Origin of the sequence: Streptosporangium sp. NPDC048047, from assembly GCF_040653115.1 — a bacterium.
Classification (GTDB): domain Bacteria; phylum Actinomycetota; class Actinomycetes; order Streptosporangiales; family Streptosporangiaceae; genus Streptosporangium.
This window is the reverse complement of sequence record NZ_JBEZNH010000018.1, coordinates 101,973-124,936: the sequence shown is the minus strand read 5'-3', so window position 1 is coordinate 124,936 and position 22,964 is coordinate 101,973. Positions and strand designations below refer to the sequence as shown.

At 73.0% G+C, this 22,964-nt stretch carries 18 protein-coding genes, 4 tRNA genes, 1 pseudogene and 1 riboswitch; of the genes and pseudogenes, 13 read left to right on the top strand and 10 right to left on the bottom strand.

Annotated features, from left to right (window positions below; genetic code table 11):
* A pseudogene (locus tag AB0D67_RS18280) lies at positions 1 to 485 on the bottom strand (hypothetical protein); the annotation flags it as partial.
* Positions 486 to 816: 331 nt separating this feature from the next.
* On the opposite strand from AB0D67_RS18280, the gene AB0D67_RS18275 reads away from it, so the two are divergent.
* Both AB0D67_RS18275 and AB0D67_RS18270 read left to right on the top strand, forming a co-directional pair.
* Complete coding sequence (locus tag AB0D67_RS18275; RefSeq protein ID WP_362936350.1) at positions 817 to 1,572, top strand: TetR family transcriptional regulator; 756 nt, start codon at positions 817 to 819, stop codon at positions 1,570 to 1,572.
* Entirely contained in the window at positions 1,569 to 1,943 is a 375-nt protein-coding gene (locus AB0D67_RS18270) for a VOC family protein (protein ID WP_362936347.1), read from the top strand. Before AB0D67_RS18275 ends, AB0D67_RS18270 begins: the two co-directional genes overlap by 4 nt.
* 62 nt (positions 1,944 to 2,005) lie before the next feature.
* On the opposite strand, the gene AB0D67_RS18265 is transcribed toward AB0D67_RS18270, so the two are convergent.
* Entirely contained in the window at positions 2,006 to 2,821 is an 816-nt protein-coding gene (locus AB0D67_RS18265) for an enoyl-CoA hydratase-related protein (protein ID WP_362936343.1), read from the bottom strand.
* A 106-nt stretch (positions 2,822 to 2,927) separates the two neighbouring features.
* Between AB0D67_RS18265 and AB0D67_RS18260 the strand changes: the two genes are divergently transcribed.
* A complete protein-coding gene (locus tag AB0D67_RS18260; protein ID WP_362936340.1) occupies positions 2,928 to 4,496 on the top strand; it encodes a hypothetical protein in 1,569 nt (522 codons plus the stop codon).
* A gap of 77 nt (positions 4,497 to 4,573) precedes the next feature.
* Here the strand turns inward: AB0D67_RS18260 and AB0D67_RS18255 are convergent, their stop codons facing one another.
* The 6 genes from AB0D67_RS18255 to AB0D67_RS18230 form a co-directional block, all read right to left on the bottom strand.
* Positions 4,574 to 5,599 (bottom strand): mechanosensitive ion channel domain-containing protein, encoded by a 1,026-nt coding sequence (locus tag AB0D67_RS18255; protein ID WP_362936337.1) that lies wholly within the window; start codon positions 5,597 to 5,599, stop codon positions 4,574 to 4,576.
* 61 nt (positions 5,600 to 5,660) lie between these two features.
* Positions 5,661 to 6,656, bottom strand: coding sequence for a ribonucleotide-diphosphate reductase subunit beta (locus AB0D67_RS18250; RefSeq protein ID WP_362936334.1), 996 nt, complete (start codon positions 6,654 to 6,656; stop codon positions 5,661 to 5,663).
* Between the two features lie 69 nt (positions 6,657 to 6,725).
* On the bottom strand, positions 6,726 to 8,960 hold the full coding sequence (locus tag AB0D67_RS18245; RefSeq protein ID WP_362936331.1) for a ribonucleoside-diphosphate reductase subunit alpha: 2,235 nt from the start codon (positions 8,958 to 8,960) through the stop codon (positions 6,726 to 6,728).
* A gap of 207 nt (positions 8,961 to 9,167) precedes the next feature.
* A riboswitch (cobalamin riboswitch) is annotated at positions 9,168 to 9,369 on the bottom strand.
* Positions 9,368 to 10,498, bottom strand: a complete 1,131-nt coding sequence (locus AB0D67_RS18240; protein WP_362936328.1) for a tripartite tricarboxylate transporter substrate-binding protein — start codon at positions 10,496 to 10,498, stop codon at positions 9,368 to 9,370. Its footprint overlaps the riboswitch before it by 2 nt.
* Positions 10,499 to 10,594: 96 nt before the next feature.
* Positions 10,595 to 12,415, bottom strand: a complete 1,821-nt coding sequence (glmS, locus tag AB0D67_RS18235; protein WP_362936325.1) for a glutamine--fructose-6-phosphate transaminase (isomerizing) — start codon at positions 12,413 to 12,415, stop codon at positions 10,595 to 10,597.
* Between the two features lie 12 nt (positions 12,416 to 12,427).
* Positions 12,428 to 12,703 carry a hypothetical protein gene (locus AB0D67_RS18230; RefSeq protein ID WP_362936322.1) on the bottom strand — a complete coding sequence of 92 codons (276 nt, stop codon included), beginning with the start codon at positions 12,701 to 12,703 and terminating at the stop codon, positions 12,428 to 12,430.
* Between the two features lie 151 nt (positions 12,704 to 12,854).
* Here AB0D67_RS18230 and AB0D67_RS18225 point away from each other — a divergent pair, with 151 nt between their 5' ends.
* The 9 genes from AB0D67_RS18225 to pcp all read left to right on the top strand — a co-directional run bounded on the left by AB0D67_RS18225 (position 12,855) and on the right by pcp (position 18,765).
* Positions 12,855 to 14,882, top strand: coding sequence for an N-acetylmuramoyl-L-alanine amidase (locus AB0D67_RS18225; protein ID WP_362936319.1), 2,028 nt, complete (start codon positions 12,855 to 12,857; stop codon positions 14,880 to 14,882).
* Between the two features lie 216 nt (positions 14,883 to 15,098).
* Positions 15,099 to 15,170, top strand: a tRNA-Gly gene (locus tag AB0D67_RS18220).
* A gap of 24 nt (positions 15,171 to 15,194) precedes the next feature.
* Positions 15,195 to 15,265 (top strand) — tRNA-Cys (locus AB0D67_RS18215).
* A gap of 74 nt (positions 15,266 to 15,339) precedes the next feature.
* A tRNA-Gly gene (locus tag AB0D67_RS18210) sits at positions 15,340 to 15,411 on the top strand.
* Between the two features lie 12 nt (positions 15,412 to 15,423).
* Positions 15,424 to 15,495, top strand: a tRNA-Val gene (locus AB0D67_RS18205).
* A 366-nt stretch (positions 15,496 to 15,861) separates the two neighbouring features.
* Positions 15,862 to 16,734, top strand: coding sequence for a hypothetical protein (locus tag AB0D67_RS18200; RefSeq protein WP_362936316.1), 873 nt, complete (start codon positions 15,862 to 15,864; stop codon positions 16,732 to 16,734).
* A 42-nt stretch (positions 16,735 to 16,776) separates the two neighbouring features.
* Positions 16,777 to 17,706, top strand: coding sequence for a hypothetical protein (locus tag AB0D67_RS18195; RefSeq protein WP_362936313.1), 930 nt, complete (start codon positions 16,777 to 16,779; stop codon positions 17,704 to 17,706).
* 64 nt (positions 17,707 to 17,770) lie between these two features.
* Positions 17,771 to 18,148, top strand: coding sequence for a DUF393 domain-containing protein (locus AB0D67_RS18190; protein WP_362936310.1), 378 nt, complete (start codon positions 17,771 to 17,773; stop codon positions 18,146 to 18,148).
* The gene (pcp, locus tag AB0D67_RS18185; RefSeq protein WP_362936307.1) at positions 18,145 to 18,765 is read left to right on the top strand and encodes a pyroglutamyl-peptidase I; all 621 of its coding nucleotides are present in this window, start codon (positions 18,145 to 18,147) and stop codon (positions 18,763 to 18,765) included. Before AB0D67_RS18190 ends, pcp begins: the two co-directional genes overlap by 4 nt.
* A gap of 1 nt (position 18,766) precedes the next feature.
* On the opposite strand, the gene AB0D67_RS18180 is transcribed toward pcp, so the two are convergent.
* Both AB0D67_RS18180 and AB0D67_RS18175 read right to left on the bottom strand, forming a co-directional pair.
* Positions 18,767 to 19,810: a hypothetical protein gene (locus tag AB0D67_RS18180; RefSeq protein WP_362936304.1), complete on the bottom strand. Its 1,044-nt coding sequence runs from the start codon at positions 19,808 to 19,810 to the stop codon at positions 18,767 to 18,769.
* A 164-nt stretch (positions 19,811 to 19,974) separates the two neighbouring features.
* Positions 19,975 to 21,408 carry a glutamate--cysteine ligase gene (locus AB0D67_RS18175; protein WP_362936301.1) on the bottom strand — a complete coding sequence of 478 codons (1,434 nt, stop codon included), beginning with the start codon at positions 21,406 to 21,408 and terminating at the stop codon, positions 19,975 to 19,977.
* Positions 21,409 to 21,799: 391 nt separating this feature from the next.
* On the opposite strand from AB0D67_RS18175, the gene AB0D67_RS18170 reads away from it, so the two are divergent.
* Entirely contained in the window at positions 21,800 to 22,909 is a 1,110-nt protein-coding gene (locus AB0D67_RS18170; protein ID WP_362936298.1) for a zinc-dependent alcohol dehydrogenase family protein, read from the top strand.
* The last annotated feature ends 55 nt before the right edge of the window (positions 22,910 to 22,964 follow it).

The following is a 22,964-nucleotide window of genomic DNA, read 5'->3' as shown; positions in this document are numbered from 1 at the left end:
GCATCCAGCCCGTCCATACGGGCATCCAGCCCGTCCATACGGGCATCCAGCCCGTCCATACGGGCATCCAGCCCGTCGATGCGCTCGTCGACGCCGGCGAACCTGGCACGCATCTCATCGCGGAGCTGGTCGACCTTGGCGTCCACCTCAGACACCTTGACGTCCAGCGCGAGGACCCTGGTGCCCAGGTTCGACACGCTTACGCCAAGGCCCGTGACCTTGGCGTCCAGCTCCGACACCTTCTTACCGAGCTTCTCGGTTTCGATCTCCAGGTTCAGGACCTTGGTGTCCAGGCGGGTCATGCCGAAGCCGAGGCCGATGACCCGATGCTCCACCCCGCCGAGGCACTCGCTCATCACATCGAGCTTGGTGTAGACGGGGGTCAGCGCGTCGTAGGCCCGGCCCGAGGCCGTTCTTCCGCATTCGCTGCTGAGCAGCATGAACTCCTCCTCCAGCCGGCTCACTCGTGCCTTCAGTGTCGCCATGGGTTCTCTCCTCGGGGGTGTGGTGAACAGCGTAGGCGCGTCGCGCCGGCGAGGATCGGAAGCAGGGGACGAGTCCTCGCAGGGGACATCATGGAGGGTGACCGGCCGTCACGGGGCGTGTTCGGAGAACCGTTTCCGCAGGAAATCGGGGCGGGATGAGGAATCTCCCCCGGGGACGGCGACACGCGGAACCGGGTATATGAAAAGTTCTCCGAAACGCCGATGTCGCGGAACATCTCCGCATCGTCCGGCATCATCGCACCTTCCCCATGAGAGTCCGTTCACGAATTCCCATTGACGGAGTGAGCACTCACTCCATACCGTGAGAGGCATGGAAACCACATCCCCCCGGCGCAGAGCGCCGGGAATGAGCCCCGAGCGGCGGCGGGAGATGATCGTGCTCGCCGCCCTCCCGCTGGTCGCCGAGTACGGCACCGCCGTCACCACCAGCCAGATCGCCAGGACCGCCGGGATCGGCGAGGCCACGATCTTCCGGGTGTTCGCCGACAAGGACGAGCTGTTGGACGCCTGCGTGGCCGAGGCGCTCCGCCCCGACCACGTGCTGGAACAGCTCGCCGCCGTCCCGCTCGACCAGCCGCTCGCCGTCCGCCTGACCGAGGCGGCCGAGGCCATGCGGGCCCACCTGACGCGGATCGGCACGGTCCTCGGCGCCCTGCACGCCTCGGGCCACCGGTCGTCCCGCGACCGGCGCCCCTCCCCCGCCGGGGACCGTACGAATGCACCGGCCGACGACACGGGCGGGGACCGTACGGACGCACCGGCCGGTGCCGCGGACCGGGAACCCGCCGACGGGACGGCCGCCGGCCGGCCGGGCGGGCCGCACGCCCCGGGCGGCCGGGAGGCGTCCCTCCGGCGGACCCGCGAGGCGCTGACCGAGCTGTTCGAGCCGGACCGCGAGGCGCTGCGCCTTCCCCCGGAACGGCTGGCCGCGCTGTTCATGGACCTGACGTTCGCCGGGAGCAGGCGACCGGCCGGCGACACCGCGCCGGACGTCGCCGAACTCGTGGACGTGTTCGTGCACGGCGCGCTGGCCCGTCCAGGCTCCGCCGAGGAGGGCGCGAAGTGACCGTCACGTTGAACCACACCATCGTCCCCGCCCGCGACAACGAACGCGCGGCCCGGTTCTTCGCCGACGTCATGGGCCTTGCGTGCCTGCCCCCGGCCGGGACGCGCGGCCACTTCGCGCCCGTCCGGGTCAACGACTCCCTCACCCTCGACTACATGACCGTCGAGGAGCCCGAGGGACACCACCTGGCCTTCGACGTGGACCCGGCCACGTTCGACGCGATCCTGTTCCGGCTCCGGGAGCGCGGCGTGCCGTACGGCAGCCACCCCGCCGACCCCGTCAACGGCCGCGTCGACCATCCGCTGTGCCCGCGCGGCCTGTTCTTCCGCGACGACTCCGGCAACCTCTACGAGGTCATGTCCCCCGAGTAGGCGTCGCCGGAGAAGCCGTTCGAGAGGCCGCCGGGGACATCACCGGAGACACCCTCCGAGGCTCAGTCCGGGCCGCCGCCGGAGACGCCGTCCCGGGCATCGCCGGGGACGGCGCCGGGTCCCGGCGGGGTCCAGGTGAAGCGGGGCGGGCGGCGTTCCAGGAAGGCGGCGACCCCTTCCGCGGACTCCTCGCGCGCGGCCCGCTGCCATTCGCGGACCCGCGCCTCACCGGCCCGGCCCTCCACGATCTCCTTGGTGGCGGCCAGGGTCAGCCGGGAGTTGGCGGCCAGGGTCCTGGCCAGGCCGTACACCCGTCCGGCCAGCTCGCCGGGGGCGACGACCTCGTCCACCAGGCCGGTGCGCAGCGCCCGGCCGGCGTCGATGAGCTCGGCGGAGTAGAGCAGGAACTTGGCGGCGGGCGGTCCGATGAGGTCCACCAGGCGGCGGGTGGAACTGACCGGGTAGACGATCCCGAGCCGGGCCGGGGTGACGCCGAAGCGGCTGCCCTCGGCGGCCACCCGCAGGTCGCAGGCGACGGCGAGCTGGCAGCCGCCGCCGACGCAGAACCCCTCGATCATCGCGATCACCGGCTTGGGGAAGGCGGTCAGCGCCCGTTCGGCGGCGACGGTGAGCCCGGTGTCGTCGTCGCCGTCGGCCAGACCGGCGATCTCGGAGATGTCCGCCCCCGAGCAGAAGGTGCCGCCCGCGCCGGTCAGCACGAGGACCCGCACGCCGGGGTCGGCGGCCAGCGGCGCGAGCAGGTCCGGCAGCACCCGCCACATGTCCGCGCTCATCGCGTTGCGCCTCTCGGGCCGGTCGATCCGGAGGGTGGCGACATGGTCGCCGGTGGTCAGCTGGAAACCATCGGATATCCGCACGTTGTAGATTCTCCCGGGACGTTCCCCGATCATGACGGCGGACCGTCCCGGAACCGGCGCGGCGCCGCCCGCCGGGGAGGGGCGCGGACCCGCGAGGAGGGCCTCGATGAGACCGGCACGGTCGTTCCGCAGGCTGAGCCCGGCCGAGCGCCGGGTATGGAACGCCTACCCCACGGGCGCCTGGGTGGATCTGCGCACCGGCGACCCGGAGGAGGACGACCCGGCGAACGGCGGCGGGTGGGGGCCGGAGCGGACGGTCCGCGCGGAGGTCCTGGCGTCGCTGCTGCGCGGCGCCCGGCAGGCCGAGCCGGGCGGGACCGCCGGACTGCGGCTGGCGGGGGCGCGGGTGACGGGGGAGCTCGACCTGTCGGACGCCGTCCTCACCGGCAAACTGCACCTGATCGGCTGCCGCCTGTCCGGGATCATCTCCCTCACCGACGCCACCGCCGCCGGTGTGCGGTTACAGGGATGCGATCTGGAACGCGTTCGAGCCGGCCGGTGCACGGTCAACGGCCTGTTCGACCTCGACGGCTCCCGGGTCCGCAGCGGGATCCGCATGGACGACGCCCAGGTGAACGGCCAGCTCAGGCTGTCCAGGATGCGCCTGTCGGCTCAGGGTGAGCACTCCAGGCGGGACGGCGGGCGGCCGCGGGAACCGTACGAGAGGAGTGAGGGTGGCCCGTACGGGCGGGAGGCCGACCAGGCCCGGTGTGCCCTGTGGGCCGGCGGCCTCACCGTCACCGGCGCGACGTTCCTGCGGGACACGCATGTCACCGGCGGCCTGCGGCTCGTCGGGGCCAGGCTCCGCGGCGGCATCTACCTGCGGGGGGCCGCCGTCACCGCGACCGGCCCATACGCGGTGGAGGCCGACATGCTGGAGTGCGGGACCGTGGAGTTCAGCGCCGGGTTCACCGCGACCGGCACGATCCGGATGCGCGGCGCGCGCGTCGGCGGCACGCTCTCCTTCTCCGGCGCGGTGCTGAAGGCCCCCGGCCGGGTGCTGCACCTCAGCCACGCCCAGATGGACGAGCTGATCCTGATGCCGGCCGGGATCGAGGGGGAGGTCAACCTGGCCTACTCGCGGATCGGCGTCCTGCTCGACCGGCCGGAGGCCTATCCCGGCGGGGTCCACCTCAACGGGCTGGTCTACGAGGCCCTGCGGGGTCCGTGGGACGTGGCCGAGCGATTGTCGTGGGTGAACCGGGACCCGGACGGCCACCGTCCCCAGCCGTACGAGCAGCTCGCGGCGTGGTACCGGCGGATCGGCCACGAGCCGGACGCGCGCCGGGTGCTGCTGGCCAAGCAGCGCGGCCGGCGCGGCACGCTCCGGCCGGCCGGGCGGGCGTGGGGCGGGCTGCTCGACCTCGTCGTCGGGTACGGCTACCGCCCCTGGCTGGCCGCCCTGTGGGCGGCGGTGCTGCTGACCGCGGGGACGGTGGCCTTCGGCGCCATGCCTCCGGTGAAGATCGACCCCGAGGAGGTCCGGGTCTTCCAGCCGTTCACCTACACCCTCGACCTGCTGGTCCCGGTGAGCGTCTTCGAGCAGCGGGGTGCCTGGGAGCCGGTGGGCTGGACGCGGTGGCTGGCCTGGACCCTGATCGTGTCCGGGTGGATCCTGGCGACCGCGCTGATCTCCGGGGCCGCCCGGGTGCTGCGGCCAGGCCCGGCCGCGTAGGGGCCCACCGTACGGCCGGGCCCGGCCATACGGGAAGCCTGCCGTACGGGACCCCGGGGTCGCGGTGCCGCGGCCGGTCAGGCGGCGCGGTCGTCCACCCGGAAGCGGGGCAGCGAGTCGGGGTACTTCTCCTGGATGAACCTGACCATGTGCTCGCGGATGTCGCACTTGAGGTCCCAGGCGCTGGGCGAGTCGGCGGCGCTCATCAGCGCGCGCAGTTCCACCAGGCCGTTGGGCAGGGTGTCGACGACCTGGAGGACCCAGTCCTTCTGGTCCCACAGCGGATGCTCGCGCAGGACGTGGTACAGCTCGGTGCGCAGTTCGTCCACCGGGACCGACCAGTCGACACGGAGCATCACCGCGCCGATCACCCGGCTGCTGTGGCGGGTCCAGTTCTCGAAGGGGTTGGTGGTGAAGTAGGAGACCGGCAACACCAGCCTGCGCTCGTCCCACAGGTGCAGCACCACGTAGGTGAGGCTGAGCTCCTCGATGCGGCCCCACTCGTCCTCGACCACCACGACGTCGTCGAGCCGGAGCGCGTCGCTGAAGGCGAGCTGCAGCCCGGCGAGCATGTTGCCCAGGGTCGACTGGGCGGCGACGCCGACGATCACACCGGCGATTCCGGCGGAGGCCAGCAGTCCGGCGCCGAGCGCGCGCACCTGGGGGAAGGTGAAGAGCATCGCGCCCAGCGCCACCACGATGATCACCGCGGAGGCCACCCGCCGGACCAGGGTGATCTGGGTGCGGATGCGGCGGGCCCGCCGGTTGCGCTCGCCCTGGACGGTCACCAGCCGGTCCAGCACCACGTCGGTGACCGCGTAGGCGGCCTCGATGACCAGCCAGGAGACGACGCCGATCATGGCCAGGCTGAGCACCTGCTCGATGCCGTCGGCGAACGATCCCTCGGCCATGCTCGGAACGTAGACGGTCTTGGCGGCCACGACGACCGCCGTGGTCAGAGCGGGCCAGGCACAGCGGTGCACGAGCGGACCGGCGAGGACCCATCTCTCCCCGATCAGCCGCGACCGCAGCACGCGGCGCACCACCTCCACCGCGGCGGCGGCGGCGGACACCGTGATGAGCATGATGATCCATCTGGACAAGATCGGCTTTCCTCCCGTCGTCGATCCCCCATGGGGGGTTGCCCGCGGGCCCGCCGCGTATTCAGAAGGCTTCGTCGAATGTGACGTTCCCCTCAACGGCTATCTGGTAGGCCGAAACCCGCCGCTCGAAGAAGTTGGCGAGTTCCTGTACGTCCTGCAGTTCCATGAAGGCGAAGGGGTTGGCGGTGCCGTACCGGACGGGCAACCCGAGCCGGACCAGGCGCTGGTCGGCCACGTACTCAAGGTACTGCCGCATCCGCTCCGCCTCCATTCCGGGCAGCCCGTCGCCGCACAGGTCGGCGGCGAAGGCCAGCTCGGCGGCCACCGCCTCCTCCAGCATCCGGGTGACCTGCTCGCCCAGCTCGTCGTCGAACAGTCCGGGCTCCTCGGCCCGTACGGTGTCCACCACGGAGAAGGCGAACTCCATGTGCATGGACTCGTCGCGGAACACCCAGTTCGTGCCGGTGGCCAGGCCGCCCAGCAGGCCGCGGGAGCGGAACCAGTAGACGTAGGCGAAGGCGCCGTAGAAGAACAGCCCCTCGATGCACGCCGCGAAGCAGATCAGGTTGAGCAGGAACGCCCGCCGGTCCTCGCGCGTCTCCAGGCGGTCCAGCCCGCCGAGAGAGTCGATCCACCGGAAGCAGAACTCGGCCTTGTCCCGGATCGAGGGGATGTGCTCGACCGCGGCGAAGGCGCGCACCCGCTCGTCGTGGTCGGGCAGGTAGGTGTCCAGCAGGGTCAGGTAGAACTGGACGTGCACCGCCTCCTCGAAGAGCTGCCTGCTGAGGTACAGCCGCGCCTCGGGGGCGTTGACGTGCCGGTAGAGGTTGAGGACCAGGTTGTTGGCCACGATCGAGTCGCCGGTGGCGAAGAAGGCGACGAGCCGGTTGATCAGGTGGCGTTCCTCGGCCGTCATCCTGGCGAGATCGGGCAGGTCTGAGGAGAGGTCCACCTCCTCGACGGTCCAGGTGTTGCGGATCGCGGCGCGGTAGCGCTCGTAGAAGTCCGGGTAGCGCATGGGGCGCAGCGTGAGGTCCATTCCGGGGTCGAGCAGCATCGGGAGAGCCCTCCGTGGGTTCCGGGTGAAGAGGTTCGGGTGGGACGGGACGGGGAGCCGGGGCGGTCCCTACTGGCAGGCCTCGCAGTACTCGGGGTTCTCCAGCGAGCAGGCGACGGCCTCCGGAACGGAGGCGTCGGAGGCGTCGGAGGCGGCGGCGCGGGCCACGGTGGTCTGCGCGATCCGGGTCGCCGGGCGGGACCGCAGGTAGTAGGTCGTCTTCAGCCCGGACTTCCAGGCGTAGGCGTACATCGAGGAGAGCTTGCCGATGGTCGGCGTGGCCATGAAGAGGTTCAGCGACTGCGACTGGTCGATGTACGGCATGCGCGCGGCGGCCAGGTCGATGAGCGCCTTCTGCGGCAGTTCCCAGGCGGTGCGGTAGAGCGCCTTCAGGTCGCCGGGGACGCCGGGGACGTCCTGGACCGAGCCGTCGGCCCGCTTGATCGCGTCGCGGACCTGCGGGGTCCACAGGCCGCGCTCGGTGAGGTCGCGGACCAGGTAGCGGTTGACCTGGAGGAACTCCCCCGAGAGGGTCTCGCGCTTGAAGACGTTGGAGACCTGTGGCTCGATGCACTCGTAGCAGCCGGCGATGGAGGCGATGGTCGCGGTGGGCGCGATCGCGACCATGAGCGAGTTGCGCAGGCCCGTCCCGGCGATCCTGGCCCGCAGCGCCGCCCACTCCGCCGACCGTCCGGCGCCGTAGTGGTCGGGGTGCAGCACGCCGCGGGCGGCGCGGGTCTCGTCGTAGGAGGGGTGGCGGCCCCGCTCGACGGCCAGGTCGGAGGAGGTGGCGTAGGCGGCGAGCGCGATCTCCTCGGAGATCCGGGTGGACAGCTCCAGCGCCTCCGGGGAGTCGAACGGCAGCCGCAGCGTGAAGAACACGTCGGCCAGGCCCATCACGCCCAGCCCGATCGGCCGCCACCTGCGGTTGGCGGCCTCGGCCTCGGGGGTCGGGTAGAAGCCCAGGTCGATCGTGCGGTCCAGGAACCCTACGGCGGTGCGGACGGTGGAGCGCAGCCGCTCCCAGTCCATCCGCCCGCCGTCGAGGTGGGCGGCCAGGTTGATCGACCCGAGGTTGCACACGGCGGTCTCGGCGTCGCCGGTGACCTCCAGGATCTCGGTGCAGAGGTTCGACAGGTGGATGACGTTCCCGGGGAGGGCCGTCTGGTTGGAGGTGCGGTTGGCGGCGTCCTTGAAGGTCATCCAGCCGTTGCCGGTCTGGGCGAGGGTGCGCATCATCCGGCCGTACAAGGCGCGGGCCGGGACCTGGCGGACGTACCGGCCCTCGGCCTCGGCGGCGCGGTAGGCCGCGTCGAACGCCTCGCCGTACAGGTCGGTGAGGTACGGGACCTCCTTGGGGTCGAACAGCGACCAGGTGCCGTCGGCCTCGACACGGCGCATGAACTCGTCGGGGATCCAGTTGGCGAGGTTGAGGTTGTGCGTGCGGCGCGACTCCTCACCTGTGTTGTCGCGCAGCTCCAGGAAGTCCTCGATGTCGGCGTGCCAGGTCTCCAGGTAGACGCAGGCCGCGCCCTTGCGGCGGCCGCCCTGGTTGACCGCGGCGACGCTCGAGTCCAGGGTGCGCAGCCACGGCACGACGCCGTTGGAGTGGCCGTTGGTGCCGCGGATCAGCGAGCCGCGTGAGCGGATCCGGGTCCAGGAGACGCCGATGCCCCCGGCGTACTTCGACAGCCGCGCGATCTGCCCGTACCGCTCGTAGATCGCCTCCAGCTCGTCGCGGGGCGAGTCGAGCAGGAAGCAGGAGGACAGCTGGGGGCGGCGGGAGCCGGAGTTGAACAGGGTGGGCGAGCTGGGCAGGTAGGACAGGGTGGACATGAGGCGGTACAGCTCGGCGGCCTCCTCCACCGTCTCCGACAGGCCGCACGCCACCCGCAGGAAGAAGTGCTGCGGGCGCTCCAGCACGCCGCGGGTCTCGGGGTGGCGCAGCAGGTAGCGGTCGTAGACCGTGCGCAGGCCGAAGTACTCGAACCGGGCGTCGGCGGCGTCGTCGACGAGGCCGTCCAGCTCGGCGGCGTGCGCCGCGACGAAGGCGGCCAGGCCGTCCTGCAGCAGCCCGGCGGCGTGGGCGGCGGCGACGGACCCGGCGAAGGTCCGCACGCCGTGGGCGGCGGCCTCGTCGGCGATCAGCCCGGCCAGCAGGCCGGCGGCGACCCTGGAGTTCTCCGGATCGGCGACCACCCGGGCGGCGGCCTCCTCGATGGCCAGCCGGCGGCCGGCCAGATCCTCGCGTGCCTGCCCGGTCCCCTCGGCTGTCTCGGCTGCCTCGGTCACGATCGGTGCCACGTGCTTCCTCCTGGCGTGCTCGGTGCTCTTCCCGTAGGGCTCCCGCCGGGTCAAGGGCACGCGTCGGAGAACGGTTCACGGGCATGCCGGACCGCCTCGTCCGCGGGCCCACCCTCGAGGCCCTGGACATCTGTGCCGGGAGAGGCGGCCGCGCCGCGCGCCCCGGGCCGCCTCACGCGGCCCCGGCACCCGGCCCGGTCCCCTTCTCCCGTCTTTCCCGTCGCCGGCAGGTCTTCGGACTCACGGGCGCCTGGCGCATGCCTACTGGCCGTCGCTTCCCGGGCGCATGGCCCAGTGCTCCTGACGGCGGTCGTTCCCGTTCACCGCTGCGGGGCAGCCCCGGATTCGCACCGGGTTCCCTCTTGCCTCGCCTTCACGCGGAAGGCGAGCCGGCAACGACGAGGATCCTACATGTAGTGGCTTCGGACGCAACTACCCCAACAGGTTGTGGCGAAGGCTTTGAGCAAACCGAGATCACGGAGCACGTCACGGGCCCGGCCGGTCTCGCCGGACAGCCACTGGCGGAAGTCGTCGCCGCTGAGGTAGATCCGGCTCCAGCCCCCGGCCTCGCACAGGGACCGCCAGCGCGGCGAGGCGTCGAGGGCGTCGCACAGGGCCACGGCCCGGTCCCGGTCGTCCGGGCTCATGCCCCGCGGGCCGAACACCCCGCACCAGTCGGTGTACTCCAGCCGGACGTCCATCTCCATCAGCGTCGGCGCGTCGATCCCGGGGAGCCGCTCGGCGGAGGAGACCACCAGCGGCCGCAGGCGGCCGGCGGCGATCTCGCGCGTGAAGGAGCGCGCCGAGCCCAGGATCGCGCCCACCCGGCCGTCGCGGAGCGCCTCGACGGCGTCGGCGGCGGTGGGATACCCGGCGTACTGCAGCAGCCGGGCGTCCGCCCCGAGGCATTTGGCGATCATGCCGTAGAGCACGTGGTCGGAGCCGCCCTCCAGGCGCCCGCCCATCACCAGCCCGCCCGGGTCGCGGCGCAGCAACGCGGCGAGGTCCTCGAAGGAGCGCAGACGGGAGCCGGGCAGGACGATCAGGGCCGCCCAGTCGCCGGCCAGCCGGGCCAGCGGGGTGGTGGAGTCGACCACGGCGGCGGTGTCGGCGATCTCCGCCCCGGCCACCGCGGGCATCCCGGCGAGGAGCAGCCTCCCATCCCGGGAGAACGGCTCGCGGGAGAGCGGGTCGCGGACGGACCGCTCACGGGACGACGGCCCGGACGGCGCCCCGGACCGCGACCCGTACGGTGTCCCGGACGGCGATCCGTAGGGCGCCCCATGGGAGGCGAGCGCCTCCAGGGCGGCGCCCGCCGGGCCGCCCGGACGGTTCTCCACCCCGGCCGCCCGCGCCAGCCCCTCGGCGCCCGCGACGGCCGCCATGCCGCGGGCGAGGGGATCCCAGCCGTGCCCGCGGGCGGCGGGCACGATGAGGGTCAGCATGGCGGTGAACGGCCTGTCCGGACCGCCGCAGCCGCCGCAGCAGCCGAGGACGGCGAGCCCGGCGGCGAACGAGAAGAACCGCCTGCGGTGCACGACGCGCCCTCCCCCCGAGACCCCCGATACCTCAGGTTACACCTATGTCACTTTCTGTGACATATGGCGGTCTCGCCGGGAGGAGGGACGGCAGGCTCACTCCACGGTGACGCTCTTGGCGAGGTTACGGGGCTTGTCGACGTCGCGGCCCAGCGCCACGGCGGCGTGGTAGGCCAGCAGCTGGAGCGGGATCGTCAGCAGGATCGGGTCCAGCTCGATCTCGTTCTTCGGCACCACCACGCAGTCGTCGGCCAGCTTCGGGTCCGCCGTACGGTGCCCGACCATGAGCACCCGGCCGCCGCGCGCCCGGATCTCGCCCAGGGTGGTGAGGTTCTTGTCCAGCAGCTCGTCGTCGGGGACGATCGCCACGGTCGGCGTCTCCGGGCCGATCAGCGCCAGCGGCCCGTGCTTGAGCTCGCTGGCCGGGTAGGCCTCGGCGTGCACGTAGGAGATCTCCTTGAGCTTCTGCGCGCCCTCGCGGGCCACCGGGTAGCCGCGGACCCGGCCCACGAACATCATGCTCGCCGTATCGGCGTACTTGGCCGCCAGCTCCTTGATCTGGGGTTCCAGCGCGAGGATCTCCTCGATCTGGCCGGGCAGCCGCCGCAGGCCCTCGCAGACGCGGCGGCCGTCGGCCGGGGACAGGTCGCGTACCCGGCCCAGGTGCAGCGCGAGCAGCGCGAACGCCACCGCGGTCGAGGTGAACGCCTTGGTGCTGGCCACCGACACCTCGGGACCCGCGTGCAGGTACAGGCCGCCGTCGCACTCGCGGGCGATCGCGCTGCCCACGGTGTTGACGATGCCGAGCACCCGCCCGCCCTTGCGCTTGAGCTCCTGGACGGCGGCGAGGGTGTCGTAGGTCTCCCCCGACTGGCTGATCGCCACGTACAGGGTGTCGGGCTCCACCACGGGGCTGCGGTAGCGGAACTCGCTGGCCGGCTCGGCGTCGGCCGGGATGCGCGCCAGCTCCTCGATGAGCTGGGCGCCGATCTGGCCGGAGTAGTAGGCGGACCCGCAGCCGATGATCTTCACGCGGCGGAACGACCGGCTCTCCCGCGCGTCCATGTTGAGGCCGCCCAGGTGGGCGATGTGGAAGCGGTCGTCGAGGCGGCCGCGCAGCGTGCGGGCCACCGTCTCGGGCTGCTCGGAGATCTCCTTGAGCAGGTAGTGCTCGTAGCCGCCGGTGTCGTAGTGCCCGGCCTCCCAGTCGACGGTCAGCGGCTCCTTGGCGGTCTCCCGCGCGTCGCCGCCGAAGGTGGTGAAGCCGTCGGCCCGCAGCACCGCGAGCTCGCCGTCCTCCAGGTGGACCACCTGGCGGGTGTAGCGGACCAGGGCCGCGACGTCGGAGGCGGCGAACATCTCCTTCTCGCCGATGCCCAGCACGATCGGGCTGCCGTTGCGGGCCACGACCACCTCGCCGAGCCGCCGGGCGTCGATCACCGCGATGCCGTAGGTGCCGACGATCCGCTTGAGCGCGGTGCGGACCGCCTCCTCCAGCGAGTCGGACTCCTCGACGGTGCGGGCGATCAGGTGCGCCAGCACCTCGGTGTCGGTCTCGGAGACGAAGACCGCGCCGTCGGCCTCCAGTTTGGCGCGCAGCTCGTCGGCGTTCTCGATGACGCCGTTGTGCACGACCGCGACGCGCTCGTCGGTGGAAAGGTGGGGGTGGGCGTTGGCGTCGCTGGGCGCGCCGTGGGTGGCCCAGCGGGTGTGCCCGATGCCCAGGGTGCCCTTGAAACGCGCGGGCACCACGGCGGCCAGGTCGCCCACCCGGCCCTTGACCTTGCGCGTCTTCAGGCCCCTGTTGGAGACCACCAGCCCCGCCGAGTCGTAGCCGCGATACTCCAGCCGCGCGAGGCCCTCCAGAAGAATCGGCGCCGCGTCCTTCGGCCCCACATAGGCCACGATCCCGCACATGTGTCGCACTCCTTACCCGTAGACGATCCGGCGCAGCTGGCGCAGGGTGAGCTGGGGTGCCGCGACACGGCGGGCGGGCAGCTCGGCGGCGATCCGGGGGAAGATCTGGTCGTTGACCATCCCCTTGGCCTTGAGCTCGGCGTGACGACGCCGGACGAACTCCTCGACGGGCTCGGAGAAGTAGGCCAGCACGTCCGCCACGACCCGCGCCGCCTCGCCCGGACCGAGGGAGCTCGTCCGGACCAGATGGGTAATCAGCTCCTCATGGGGCTGCCATGCCGTGGCCACAGGGCAGGACCATACGCATAACCAACGTCAATTACCAATTTTCCTGCCCGCTTCCGGGCAGAGATCCCCCCTTATGCCGTACGACGCCCGCACCCTGGGACGGTGAGTAGTCTCTCATAACGCTGGGTAGTCAACTGGCCGGAGGAACACCATGCGCCGTCTGACGGGCCCCACCGTCTTTGCCGCCCTGACCCTGCTGGCCCCGCCCCCTCCCGCGGGAGCCTCGTCCCCGGCCGGCCGCCAGGCGGCCTTCGCCCAGGCCGCGCTGAGGTACGGCGTGCCGGAGAGCGTGCTGCTGGCGGTCTCCTACCTGGAGTCCCGGTGGGACACCCACAACGGCCTGCCCAGCGTGTCGGCGGGGTACGGCCCGATGCACCTGGTCGACCCCTCCGCGGGCGTCCCGGCCGGCGCGCGCCCCGCACGTCCGTCCGGCGGCGCGAGCCCCTCGGGAGACACGGGAGACGCGGGAGACACGGCCCGGAGCACCACCGGACCCTCCGGCGGCGCGGCCCGGGACACCGCGGGGCCCTCCGGCGGCACGGTCCGGGAGGCCGCCGGGGGCGAGCGGACCGCCGTGCCGCCGGCAGTACCGCCCGCCGACACCCTGCACCGGGCCGCGGAGCTGACCGGTCTCGCCCCCGCCGAGCTCCGGCGTGACCCCTCCGCCAACATCCTGGGCGGCGCCGCGCTGCTGGCCGACCACCAGCGACGCGCCGGCGCGCGGCCCGGGGCGGACCCGGCGGGCTGGTACGGCGCGGTCGCCCGCTACTCCGGCGCCACGGACGCCGGGACCGCGGCGATGTTCGCCGACGAGGTGTACGCGACGATCCGCTCCGGCGCCGCGCGGGTGACCGACGACGGCGAGCGGGTGGTCCTGCCCGCCGACCCCTCCGCCGCGCCGGAACGGGGGCCCGGGGAGACCGGGCTGCCCGCCGCGACGGCGGCCGCCGCCCCCGACTGCCCGCCCGCCCTGGCCTGCGAGTGGATCCCGGCCGCCTACCGGCGGCTGAAGAAGGGCGGACACGGCAACCACGACCGCTACCCGGGGACCCGCCCGATCGACTACATCGTCATCCACGACGGGGAGTCGCCCTACGACGTCATGACCCGGCTGGTCAAGGACCCCACGTACGTGAGCTGGCACTTCACCCTGCGCTCGAGCGACGGCCACATCGCCCAGCACCTGCGGGCCGGGGACGTCGGCTGGCACGCGGGCAACTGGTACTTCAACTCCCGCTCCATCGGCCTGGAGCACGAGGGCTACCTCGCCAAGGGGGGCGCCTGGTACACCGAGGCGATGTACCGGGCCTCGGCCCGCCTGGTCCGCTACCTCGCCCGCAAGTACGACGTCCCCTTAGACCGGGCGCACATCCTCGGCCACGACAACGTGCCCGGCGCCACCCCGGCGACCGTGCAGGGCATGCACGAGGACCCCGGCCCCTACTGGGACTGGGACCACTACTTCACGCTGCTCGGCAGCCCGCTGACCGGCGTACGCGGCCGGGAGGTCTCCCTCGTCTCGGCGGCGGCCGCGTCACGCCCGGCGCACGCGGCGCGCTCGGTGATGATCAAGCCCGACTACGCCGCCAACACGTCCTTCTTCAGCGGCTGCACCAAGTCGGGCCGGTGCCGCCGCGGGTCCGGCACGGTCTGGCTGCACGTCCGCCCCTCCCCCGCCTCACCGCTGGTCCGCGACGCCGGTAAGCACCCCACCGGGGAGTCCACCTACAGCGTGTACGACCACGCGGGGCGGGCCTCCACCGGCCAGCGCTACGCCTTCGCCGGCCGCCGGGGCGACTGGACCGCGATCTGGTACCTCGGGCAGCGGGCCTGGTTCTACGACCCGGCGGGCGCCCGCAGGTCCGTGCCCGCCTCCGGCCCCCTGGTGACGCCCCGCCCGGGTCTCGCCTCCGTCAAGGTGTACGGCAGGGCCTACCCGGAGGCGTCGGCCTACCCGCCGGGCATACCGGTGCAGCAGCCGGCCCCCCTGCAGTACACCCTCCCGGCCGGGCAGTTCTACAGCCTCGGCCTGACCTGCCGCGCGTCCTATTTCCACACGGGCGGATTCTCCCCGGCGTCCCACCGCGTCGTCACGGGCCGGACCCGCTACCACCAGATCCAGTTCGGCCACCGGGTCATGTTCGTCAGGGCGGCGGACGTCACGGTGGTACCCGGCTGAGGAGCCGCGCCCGGCCGGGAGATCATGCTCAGCCGGGAGCCACGCCCGGCCGAGGAGCCGTACCCGATGCGCGGGGAGGCCGGTGACGCCCGGCCGAGGTCCGCCCGGACCCCCTTCCCGCCCCCCGATCGACCCCTGGTTGTCTCCGGTTGCGCGCGAGCACGCTCGGGAGGCGCTAGAGTTTTCTCGTGCCCCGGTCGACAGGCCGGGGAGCACGCGGAAGTGGCTCAGTGGTAGAGCATCACCTTGCCAAGGTGAGGGTCGCGGGTTCGAATCCCGTCTTCCGCTCGGCGGACCCCCCGGGGTCCGGCTGGTGGAGTGGCCGAGAGGCGAGGCAACGGCCTGCAAAGCCGTGTACACGGGTTCAAATCCCGTCTCCACCTCGGCGCACGGACGCCGGACCCGTGAGGATCCGGTAAAGTGGCGCACGTGCCCCGGTCGACAGGCCGGGGAGCACGCGGAAGTGGCTCAGTGGTAGAGCATCACCTTGCCAAGGTGAGGGTCGCGGGTTCGAATCCCGTCTTCCGCTCTGATATTCCAAGGACGATTAGCTCAGCGGGAGAGCGCTTCCCTGACACGGAAGAGGTCACTGGTTCAATCCCAGTATCGTCCACCGACAGAGATCCCCGGGTCCAGGACCCGGGGATCTCTTCGTTTCCGGGCCGCTCCCGCCGCCGGTCGCCCACCCCTGGGCACGCCGTTCCGGGCGCGTCCCGGCATCCCTCGTTCCGGGAACCGGTTCCGGCGGGCCCGCCCGCGGCGCCGCCGCCGGAGCACCGCTTCCGGCCGTCCCACCTCGGGTGTTCCGCTCCACCCGCCCTCGCGGCCTCCCCCTCCGGCCGCTCTTTCCCCGCCTCCCGTTTCCGGGCTTCCCGCGTTTCCGGTACGCGCCGGGCGGCGACAGGAGGCAGCATCGGGACATAACCCGGAATCTATTCATCGCTTATGCTCTTTTGACCATCGCGAAAGGGGCGAGCCTGTGCTGCGTGTGGTGGTCGACCCGGAGGTGCCCGCGAACGTCGCCGACCTCATGCGACGGAACGGCCCGCTGCTCTCCCGCTACCGGGCCGGCTGGAACCCCGAACCGAGCGGTCCCCACTTCCCGGTCCCCGTCCTGGTGTCCCTCGGGGTGCTGACGTTCCTGACGGTCCTCGTCACGCTGCTCGTCGGCGCTCCAGGGGTGTTCCTGGGCACCCTCGGCACCGTCTACCTGATCGTCCTCGCCTGCGTCTACCTCGCCAGGAAGCCCCTGCCGGCCGACTCGACGGAGCGCGTGCTGTACCGGCACTCGCGGTTCCACCAGGGCCGCTTCCTGGTCCTGGAGGACTTCGACCTCCCCTCGCGGGCCCTGCTCGGCCGGGTGCAGAAGGCGATCGACCGCATCATGGGCGCGCGGGTCAACGCCCTGGGCATGCTCGACAGCGTGCGCAACTCGGTGATGCTGCCGGCCGAGGAATGGGAGATCGCCCGGCTGCTGACCAAGCTGTCGGCCCTGCGGGCCAGGCACCGGCACCTGGCCCGCGGCGGCCGGACGCCGGAGGTGGCCGCCGCCATGGCGCCGCTGGAGCGGGCGCTGGCCGCCAGCGAGGCCGCCGTCGTCGCCCGCGTCGAGGCCCTGGAGCGCTACGCCCGCCACGTGGCGCGGGCCGACCACGCGCTGGCGTCGCGGGGGCAGATCGAGGCCCTGCTCGCCTACCTGCCGGAGTACGAGCAGCTCGTCGCGGAGACGGGCGCCTCCCGCTTCTCCGCACCGGAGATCGGCACGCTGAGCGAGGACGCCGCCCGGCTGCAGCAGGCGCTGCGCGACAGCGTCCGCTCCGCCCACGAGGCGTTCCGGTACCTCGAAGGCTGAGAAGGAGGAGACGATTCCCAACCGTGCGAAGGGGGTGAGCCCGTGCAGCGGGTGGTAGTCGACCCGGAGGTGCCGGCGGAGGTCGCGGAACTGTTCCGCCGGAACGCCCGGCTGCTCTCCAGGGTCAGGGCCGGCTGGCAGCCCGCTCCCGTACCGGTCCGCGAGGACCGCAGGGGCATCGCGCCCAAGGTCCGCATCGTCATCCTGTCGGGCGTCCTGCTGGGCCTGCTCGCCATGAACATCGGGCGGATCCCCTTCTTCCTGATCGGGATGCTCGCCTTCGTGGCGCTGATCGGCACGATCGCCGCCCAGCAGTTCCCCGATGCCGGCGAGGGTGACGAGGACGGCGACGCCGGCGACTACGAGATCTCCCGGCACGCCCACTGGTACGAGGGCCGCTACCTCCTGCCGGAGGACTTCGACGACGCCGCCGGACCGCTGCTGGAGCGGGCCGGGCGGGCCGTCGACACCGTCATGCGCTCGCGGATCAACGCCCTGGGCATGCTCGACGACGTGCGCAACTCGGTGATGCTGCCCGCCGAGGAGTGGCAGATCGCCCGGCTGCTGGCCAAGCTGTCGGCGCTGCGCGGCGAGCACCGCGACCTGCTGTACGGCGGCAGCACCCCGGAGGTGGCCGCCGCCATGGCGCCGCTGGAGCGGGCGCTGGCCGCCAGCGAGGCCGCCGTCGTCGCCCGCGTCGAGGCCCTGGAACGTTACGCCCGCCACGTGACCGAGGCCGAGCGGGCGCTGCGCGCCCACGAGCAGATCGAGCAGCTGCGGGAGCGGCTCCCCCGCTACGAGGAGCTCCTGGCCGAGACCGGCGCCGACTCGGCGGCCGTTCCGGAGATCGACCGGCTGGCCGGGGACGCCGGGCGGCTGGAGCGGGCGCTGCGCGACAGCGTCCGTTCGGCCCATGAGGCGTTCCGGCATCTCGACGGCCCGCCCGGGGACGGGCCGTCCGTTCTCGGGTGACTCCGCGGCCCACCCGGGAACCTCCCGCCCGTTCTCGGGTGATTCGTGTGGGTATGGTCACCGCATGACGGAACAACCGATACTGGTCTACGACGGCGACTGCGGCTTCTGCACCTCCTGCGTCCGGTTCGCCGAGCGCCGGATCGGTCTCCGGGCCCGCGCCGTACCCCTGCAGACGGCCGACCTGGCCGCGCTCGGCGCCACCCGGGAGCGCGCCGAGCACGAGGTGCTGTGGGCGGAGGACGGCAGGCTGTACGGCGGGGCGCAGGCCGTCGCCAGGCTGCTGATCTGCGCGGGACCGCCCTGGAGCGTCGCGGGCTCCCTGATGCGGCTCCCCCTGCTGCGGCGGGCGGCGGGGTGGGGCTACCGGCTCGTGTCCGCCAACCGGGGCCGCCTGCCCGGCGGTACCCCCGCCTGCTCCGTGCCGGAGGCCCGCCGATGACCGTCCTGCTCACCGGTTTCGAGCCGTTCGACGGCGACACCGTCAACCCCTCGTGGGAGGCGGTCCGACTCGTCCCCGGGGTGCGGGCCGTACAGGTGCCGTGCGTGTTCGGCGCGGCGGTGGATCGGCTGCGGGAGGCCGTCGCCGAGCACGACCCCCGGGTGGTCGTCTGCGTCGGGCAGGCCGGCGGCCGGGCCGACGTGACGGTCGAGCGGGTGGCCGTCAACCTCGACGACGCCCGCATCCCTGACAACGCCGGGCGGCAGCCGATCGACGAGCCGGTGGTGCGCGGCGGGCCCGCCGCCTACTTCGCCACGCTGCCGGTGAAGGCGTGCGTGGCCGCGGCCCGGGCGGTGGGGGTCCCGGCGAGCGTGTCGCAGAGCGCCGGGACGTTCGTCTGCAACCACCTCTTCTACGGCCTGATGCACCTGATCGCCACGGAGCGGCCCGACATCCGCGGCGGGTTCGTGCACGTGCCGTTCGCCCCCGGGCAGGTCCTCGACCGGGCCGCGCCGTCCATGCCGCCCGCGCTGGTCGCCGAGGCGCTGGCCGCGATCGTGACCGCCGCCTCGTTCATGGAGGGCGACCTGCGCCTGGTCGGCGGCTCCCTGCACTGAGTCAGAGCGGCACGCCGTACACCGCGCGGCGGCGTGCGAACTCGGTCACGCTCCACAGCGTCCCGCGCTCGCGGACGCAGGTGAGGTCCTCCGGGCCCACCGGGTAGGGCCGCCTGGCGACCGTGTCGCCGACCACGATCAGGACGCCGTTGCGCGTCGAGCCGGCCGCCTGGCTGAGATACCAGGTGCCGCCGTGGGAGAGCGCGCCCTGGATCCTGGGCTCGGGCAGCACGTAGGCGTCCTGGGCCGCGGCGACGCCGCCCGCGTCGGCGCGCAGCGGGCCGCCGGGCTCCAGCGGCCAGCGGGCCACCCTGCCGGGCGTGCCGGGGGCGTCGACGTACTCGCCGCCGATCAGGGTGTGCACCGGGCCCGTCCGGTCGACGGAGGCGAAGGAGAACCGGGCGTCGCCCGTCGCGGCCCAGGCGCCGGTCTGCGGCATCACGTAGCGGTAGCCGAAGGCGTTGTAGGTCGCTCCCTTCCTGCCGATGGTGGTCTTGGAGTCGCCGTTCACCTCGTAGATGTGCCGGGTGTCGAAGACGCGCAGGCCGCGGCCGGTGTCGGCGACGTACAGCAGGTCCCCGTACCAGGCGACGCCGCCGGCGTGGATGTCGATGGGGGCGATCCCGCCGTCGGGCTTGGCCGTCACGAGCAGGACGTGCCGGTAGCGCAGCGTCGCGGTGTCGAGGAAGGACAGCCGGATGCCGCGCTCGGGCGCGTTCTGCGGCTTGAAGTACCAGCTCACCACGAACACGTCACCGCGGGCCCCGGCGTCGGAGGAACTGGTCAGGCCCTGCGGGTACCAGTCGGTGACGGCGTTGTCGGCGTCGTCGAAGCAGTACCAGTCCACCGGCCGGGGCTTCATGCCGGAGAACGCCCCGGCGCCGGACGCCCCCTTCCTGACGGCGACCCTGTTGGCCTTGGCCAGGGCGGTGGCGAGGGGCACACGGCCGAGCCGCTCGCCCAGCGCGCGGGCGCCGGCCGGCAGGTCGCCGTCGTTGCGCCTCAGCTCGAACGGCTTCACGGCCGTGGTCTTCATCGCACTCATCGGGGTCGCTCCTCCTCCGGTCGCCGCCGGGCCCGGCGGGTCGAGACGTGGAGTTCACGAGTATGCCGATATACGGATCATTCAGGAGCCCGATGAGGCGGTGAATCAGCCCATGCCTGACATGCCGAGCACGGAACGGAGGTCCGCCCGGTTCGCGGAGGTCCTCAAAGCGGCCAGGTGTGCACCGGCTCCCCGGTCAGCGCCAGCTCCTGGTAACGGGTCACCAGGCGCGCCCGCGCCGCCGGGTCGGTGCCCAGCTCGGCGAGCTTCTCGCGCTGCCAGACCGCACCGGTACGGCGCCGCCCGGCGCGTTCCCGGATGACGTCGAGCGCCCGCTCCGCCTCCTGCGCGTCCACGCCGGCCCGCACCAGGCCGTCCGCCGCCATGGGCAGCAGGTCCTCGACGAGCCGGTGCGCGGGGACCTCTCCGTCCCGGCCCGGCCAGGCCATCGGGGCGTCCAGGCCGCTGATCGCGCCGCGGTAGAAGTTGCGGTAGGCGTCGGCGAAGGGCGTCTCGTGCACCGGTTCCTCGGCCATCGCCAGGGTGAGGCCGAGCATGAAGGCGGTGTTGGCCACCATGTCGGCGGGGGTCGGCCCGGCGGGCAGGGCCCGCATCTCCACCCGCAGGTGGCCGCCGTCGGCCGGGTCGTAGACGGGCCGGTTCCACAGCCACACCATGCCCTGGTGCAGCCGCAGCTCGGCCAGTTCCGGGGCCTCGCCCACCGCGTCCCGGGCGTCGGTGAGCACCGGCACCACCGGCTCGTACTCGCGGACGCACGCCTCGAACAGCTCCTCGGCGCCGCCGACCCACCCCGAGCCGAAGGCCACCCGCCGGTCCCTGCGGTCGAGCCGCTCGACGTCGCGGTCGTCGGCCGCCTCCTCGAACAGGGCGATCCTGGTCTCCTCCCACAGCCGCCTGCCCAGGAAGCCGGGCGAGTTGCCGCTGACAGCGAGGACCGGGCCGATGGCGAGCTGGGCGGCGTTGTAGACGCGGGCGAAGTCGGCCGGGGCCGTACGCAGGTGGACCTGCCAGGAGGTGTTGGCGCTCTCCAGGATGACGCCCTCGACCTCCAGCTCCAGCTCCTCGGCGCCGCTGATGCGCACCCGGAACGGCTCGGCGCGCAGCCGGCGCATGCCCCGGGTCATCGCCCGGTAGCGGGCCTCGTCGCTGAGCGCCTCGTGGGTGAAGTCGAACTCGCTGAGGGAGGGCAGGATCCCGATCGCCACGGACCGGCCGCCCTGCGTCGCCGCGGCCTTGTCCACCATGTCCATGGTCTCGCGCAGCTCGGCGGCCATCGCGGTGAAGGGCCGCCCGGCGAGCGGCAGCGGGGTCAGGTTGACCTCCAGGTTGAACCGGCCCAGCTCCGACACCAGCCGGTCGTCGGACGCGGCCTCGCGCACCTCCCGGTTGCGCTGGAGCGGCCTGCCGTCGGGGGTGGTGAGGAACAGCTCCAGCTCGGCGCCGACGGTCAGCGGGCCCTCCCCGAAGCCGGGCCGGGCCAGCGTCTCACGCAACGTGGCCACCTGTTCCGCCAGCCGCTCGCCGAAGCGGATGAACTCCACCTCGGAGAACCGGTCCTTGTCGAGTTGCCGGCCCATCGCACCATCCGATCAGTTGGTCCTCGTGACCCCCTCCTACTCTCCCAGGTGGGGGCTTCTAATCAGGCGAGCGGGTGGGGGATGGATCACAGTCCGCGACGGGAGGGGCAGGAGGCCCGGTGACGTGGACGGTCCGGGAGCCGGATCACGGGCCGGGGACAAGCGGGGCGGGGACGGCCGGACCGAAGGCGCGGCCCGCGGCGGGGGCGGGGGCGGGGGCGGGGGCGGGTGGGACGCGCGGCCGACCGCGTGGCATCCTGCGAGTGCCGCGGACGCGGCGCGGGAACCGCAGGCCGGGAGGCGGTGCGGAACCCGCCGGCCGGGAAGGCCGGGGAAGCCGGGAAACGGGAAAGCCGGGGAAGCCGGGGAAGCCGGGAAAGAGGTGTGCCGGGTGCGAGCCGTGGTCTTCGACGCCTTCGGGGCCGATCTCGAGGTCAGGAAGGTGCCCGATCCGGCGCCGCCGTCCGGCGGGGTGGTGGTGCGGGTGGCGGCGACCGGGCTGTGCCGCAGCGACTGGCACGGCTGGCAGGGCCACGACGACGACATCCGGGCCCTGCCGCACGTCCCCGGGCACGAACTGGCCGGGGTCGTGGCGGCGGTGGGTGACGGCGTGCGCTCCTGGCGGCCCGGTGACCGGGTCACGGTCCCGTTCGTCTGCGCCTGCGGCTCCTGCCCGGCGTGCGCCGCCGGCGACCAGCAGGTGTGCGAGCGGCAGACCCAGCCGGGATTCACCCACTGGGGTTCCTTCGCCGAGTACGTCGCGCTGGAGAACGCGGACGTCAACCTCGTCGGGTTGCCGGAGGCGGTGTCCTTCCCCGCCGCCGCGAGCCTGGGCTGCCGGTTCGCCACGGCCTTCCGCGCGGTGGTCTCGGTGGGCCGGGTACGGCCCGGCGAGTGGGTGGCGGTGCACGGCTGCGGCGGCGTCGGCCTGTCCGCCGTGATGATCGCCGCCTCGGCCGGGGCCCGGGTGGTCGCCGTGGACGTCTCCCCTCGGGCGCTGGAGCTGGCCGCCCGGTTCGGCGCCGCCGCCTGCGTCGCCGCCGCCCCGGGAGGCGGGGCTCCGTCCGCCGGTCCGGGGCCCGTCTCTCCGGCCGCCGCCGTCCCGGGGGATGTCGTCCCGGAGGACGGCGGCGTGGCCGAGCGCGTCCGGGAGGTGACCGGCGGCGGGGCGCACGTCTCGATCGACGCTCTCGGCAGCCCCGGGACGTGCGCCTCCTCGATCGGGAGCCTGCGGCGGCGGGGCCGGCACGTCCAGGTCGGCCTGCTCCCGGGCCTGACCGCCCTGCCGATGGGGCGGGTGATCGCCCACGAGCTGGAGGTGCTGGGCAGCCACGGCATGGCCGCCCACGCCTACCCGGCGATGCTGGAGACGGTCACCGCGGGGCTGCTCCGCCCCGACCTGCTGATCACCCGCACGATCGGCCTGGAGGAGGCGGGGCCGGCTCTGGCCGCGATCGGCTCGGTGCCCGGTGTCACCATGATCGACCCGTTCGCTCCCTAACGACACCGACAAACCACCTCAGCGTTCTCCAAACGCGACGATGGCGGTGATAACG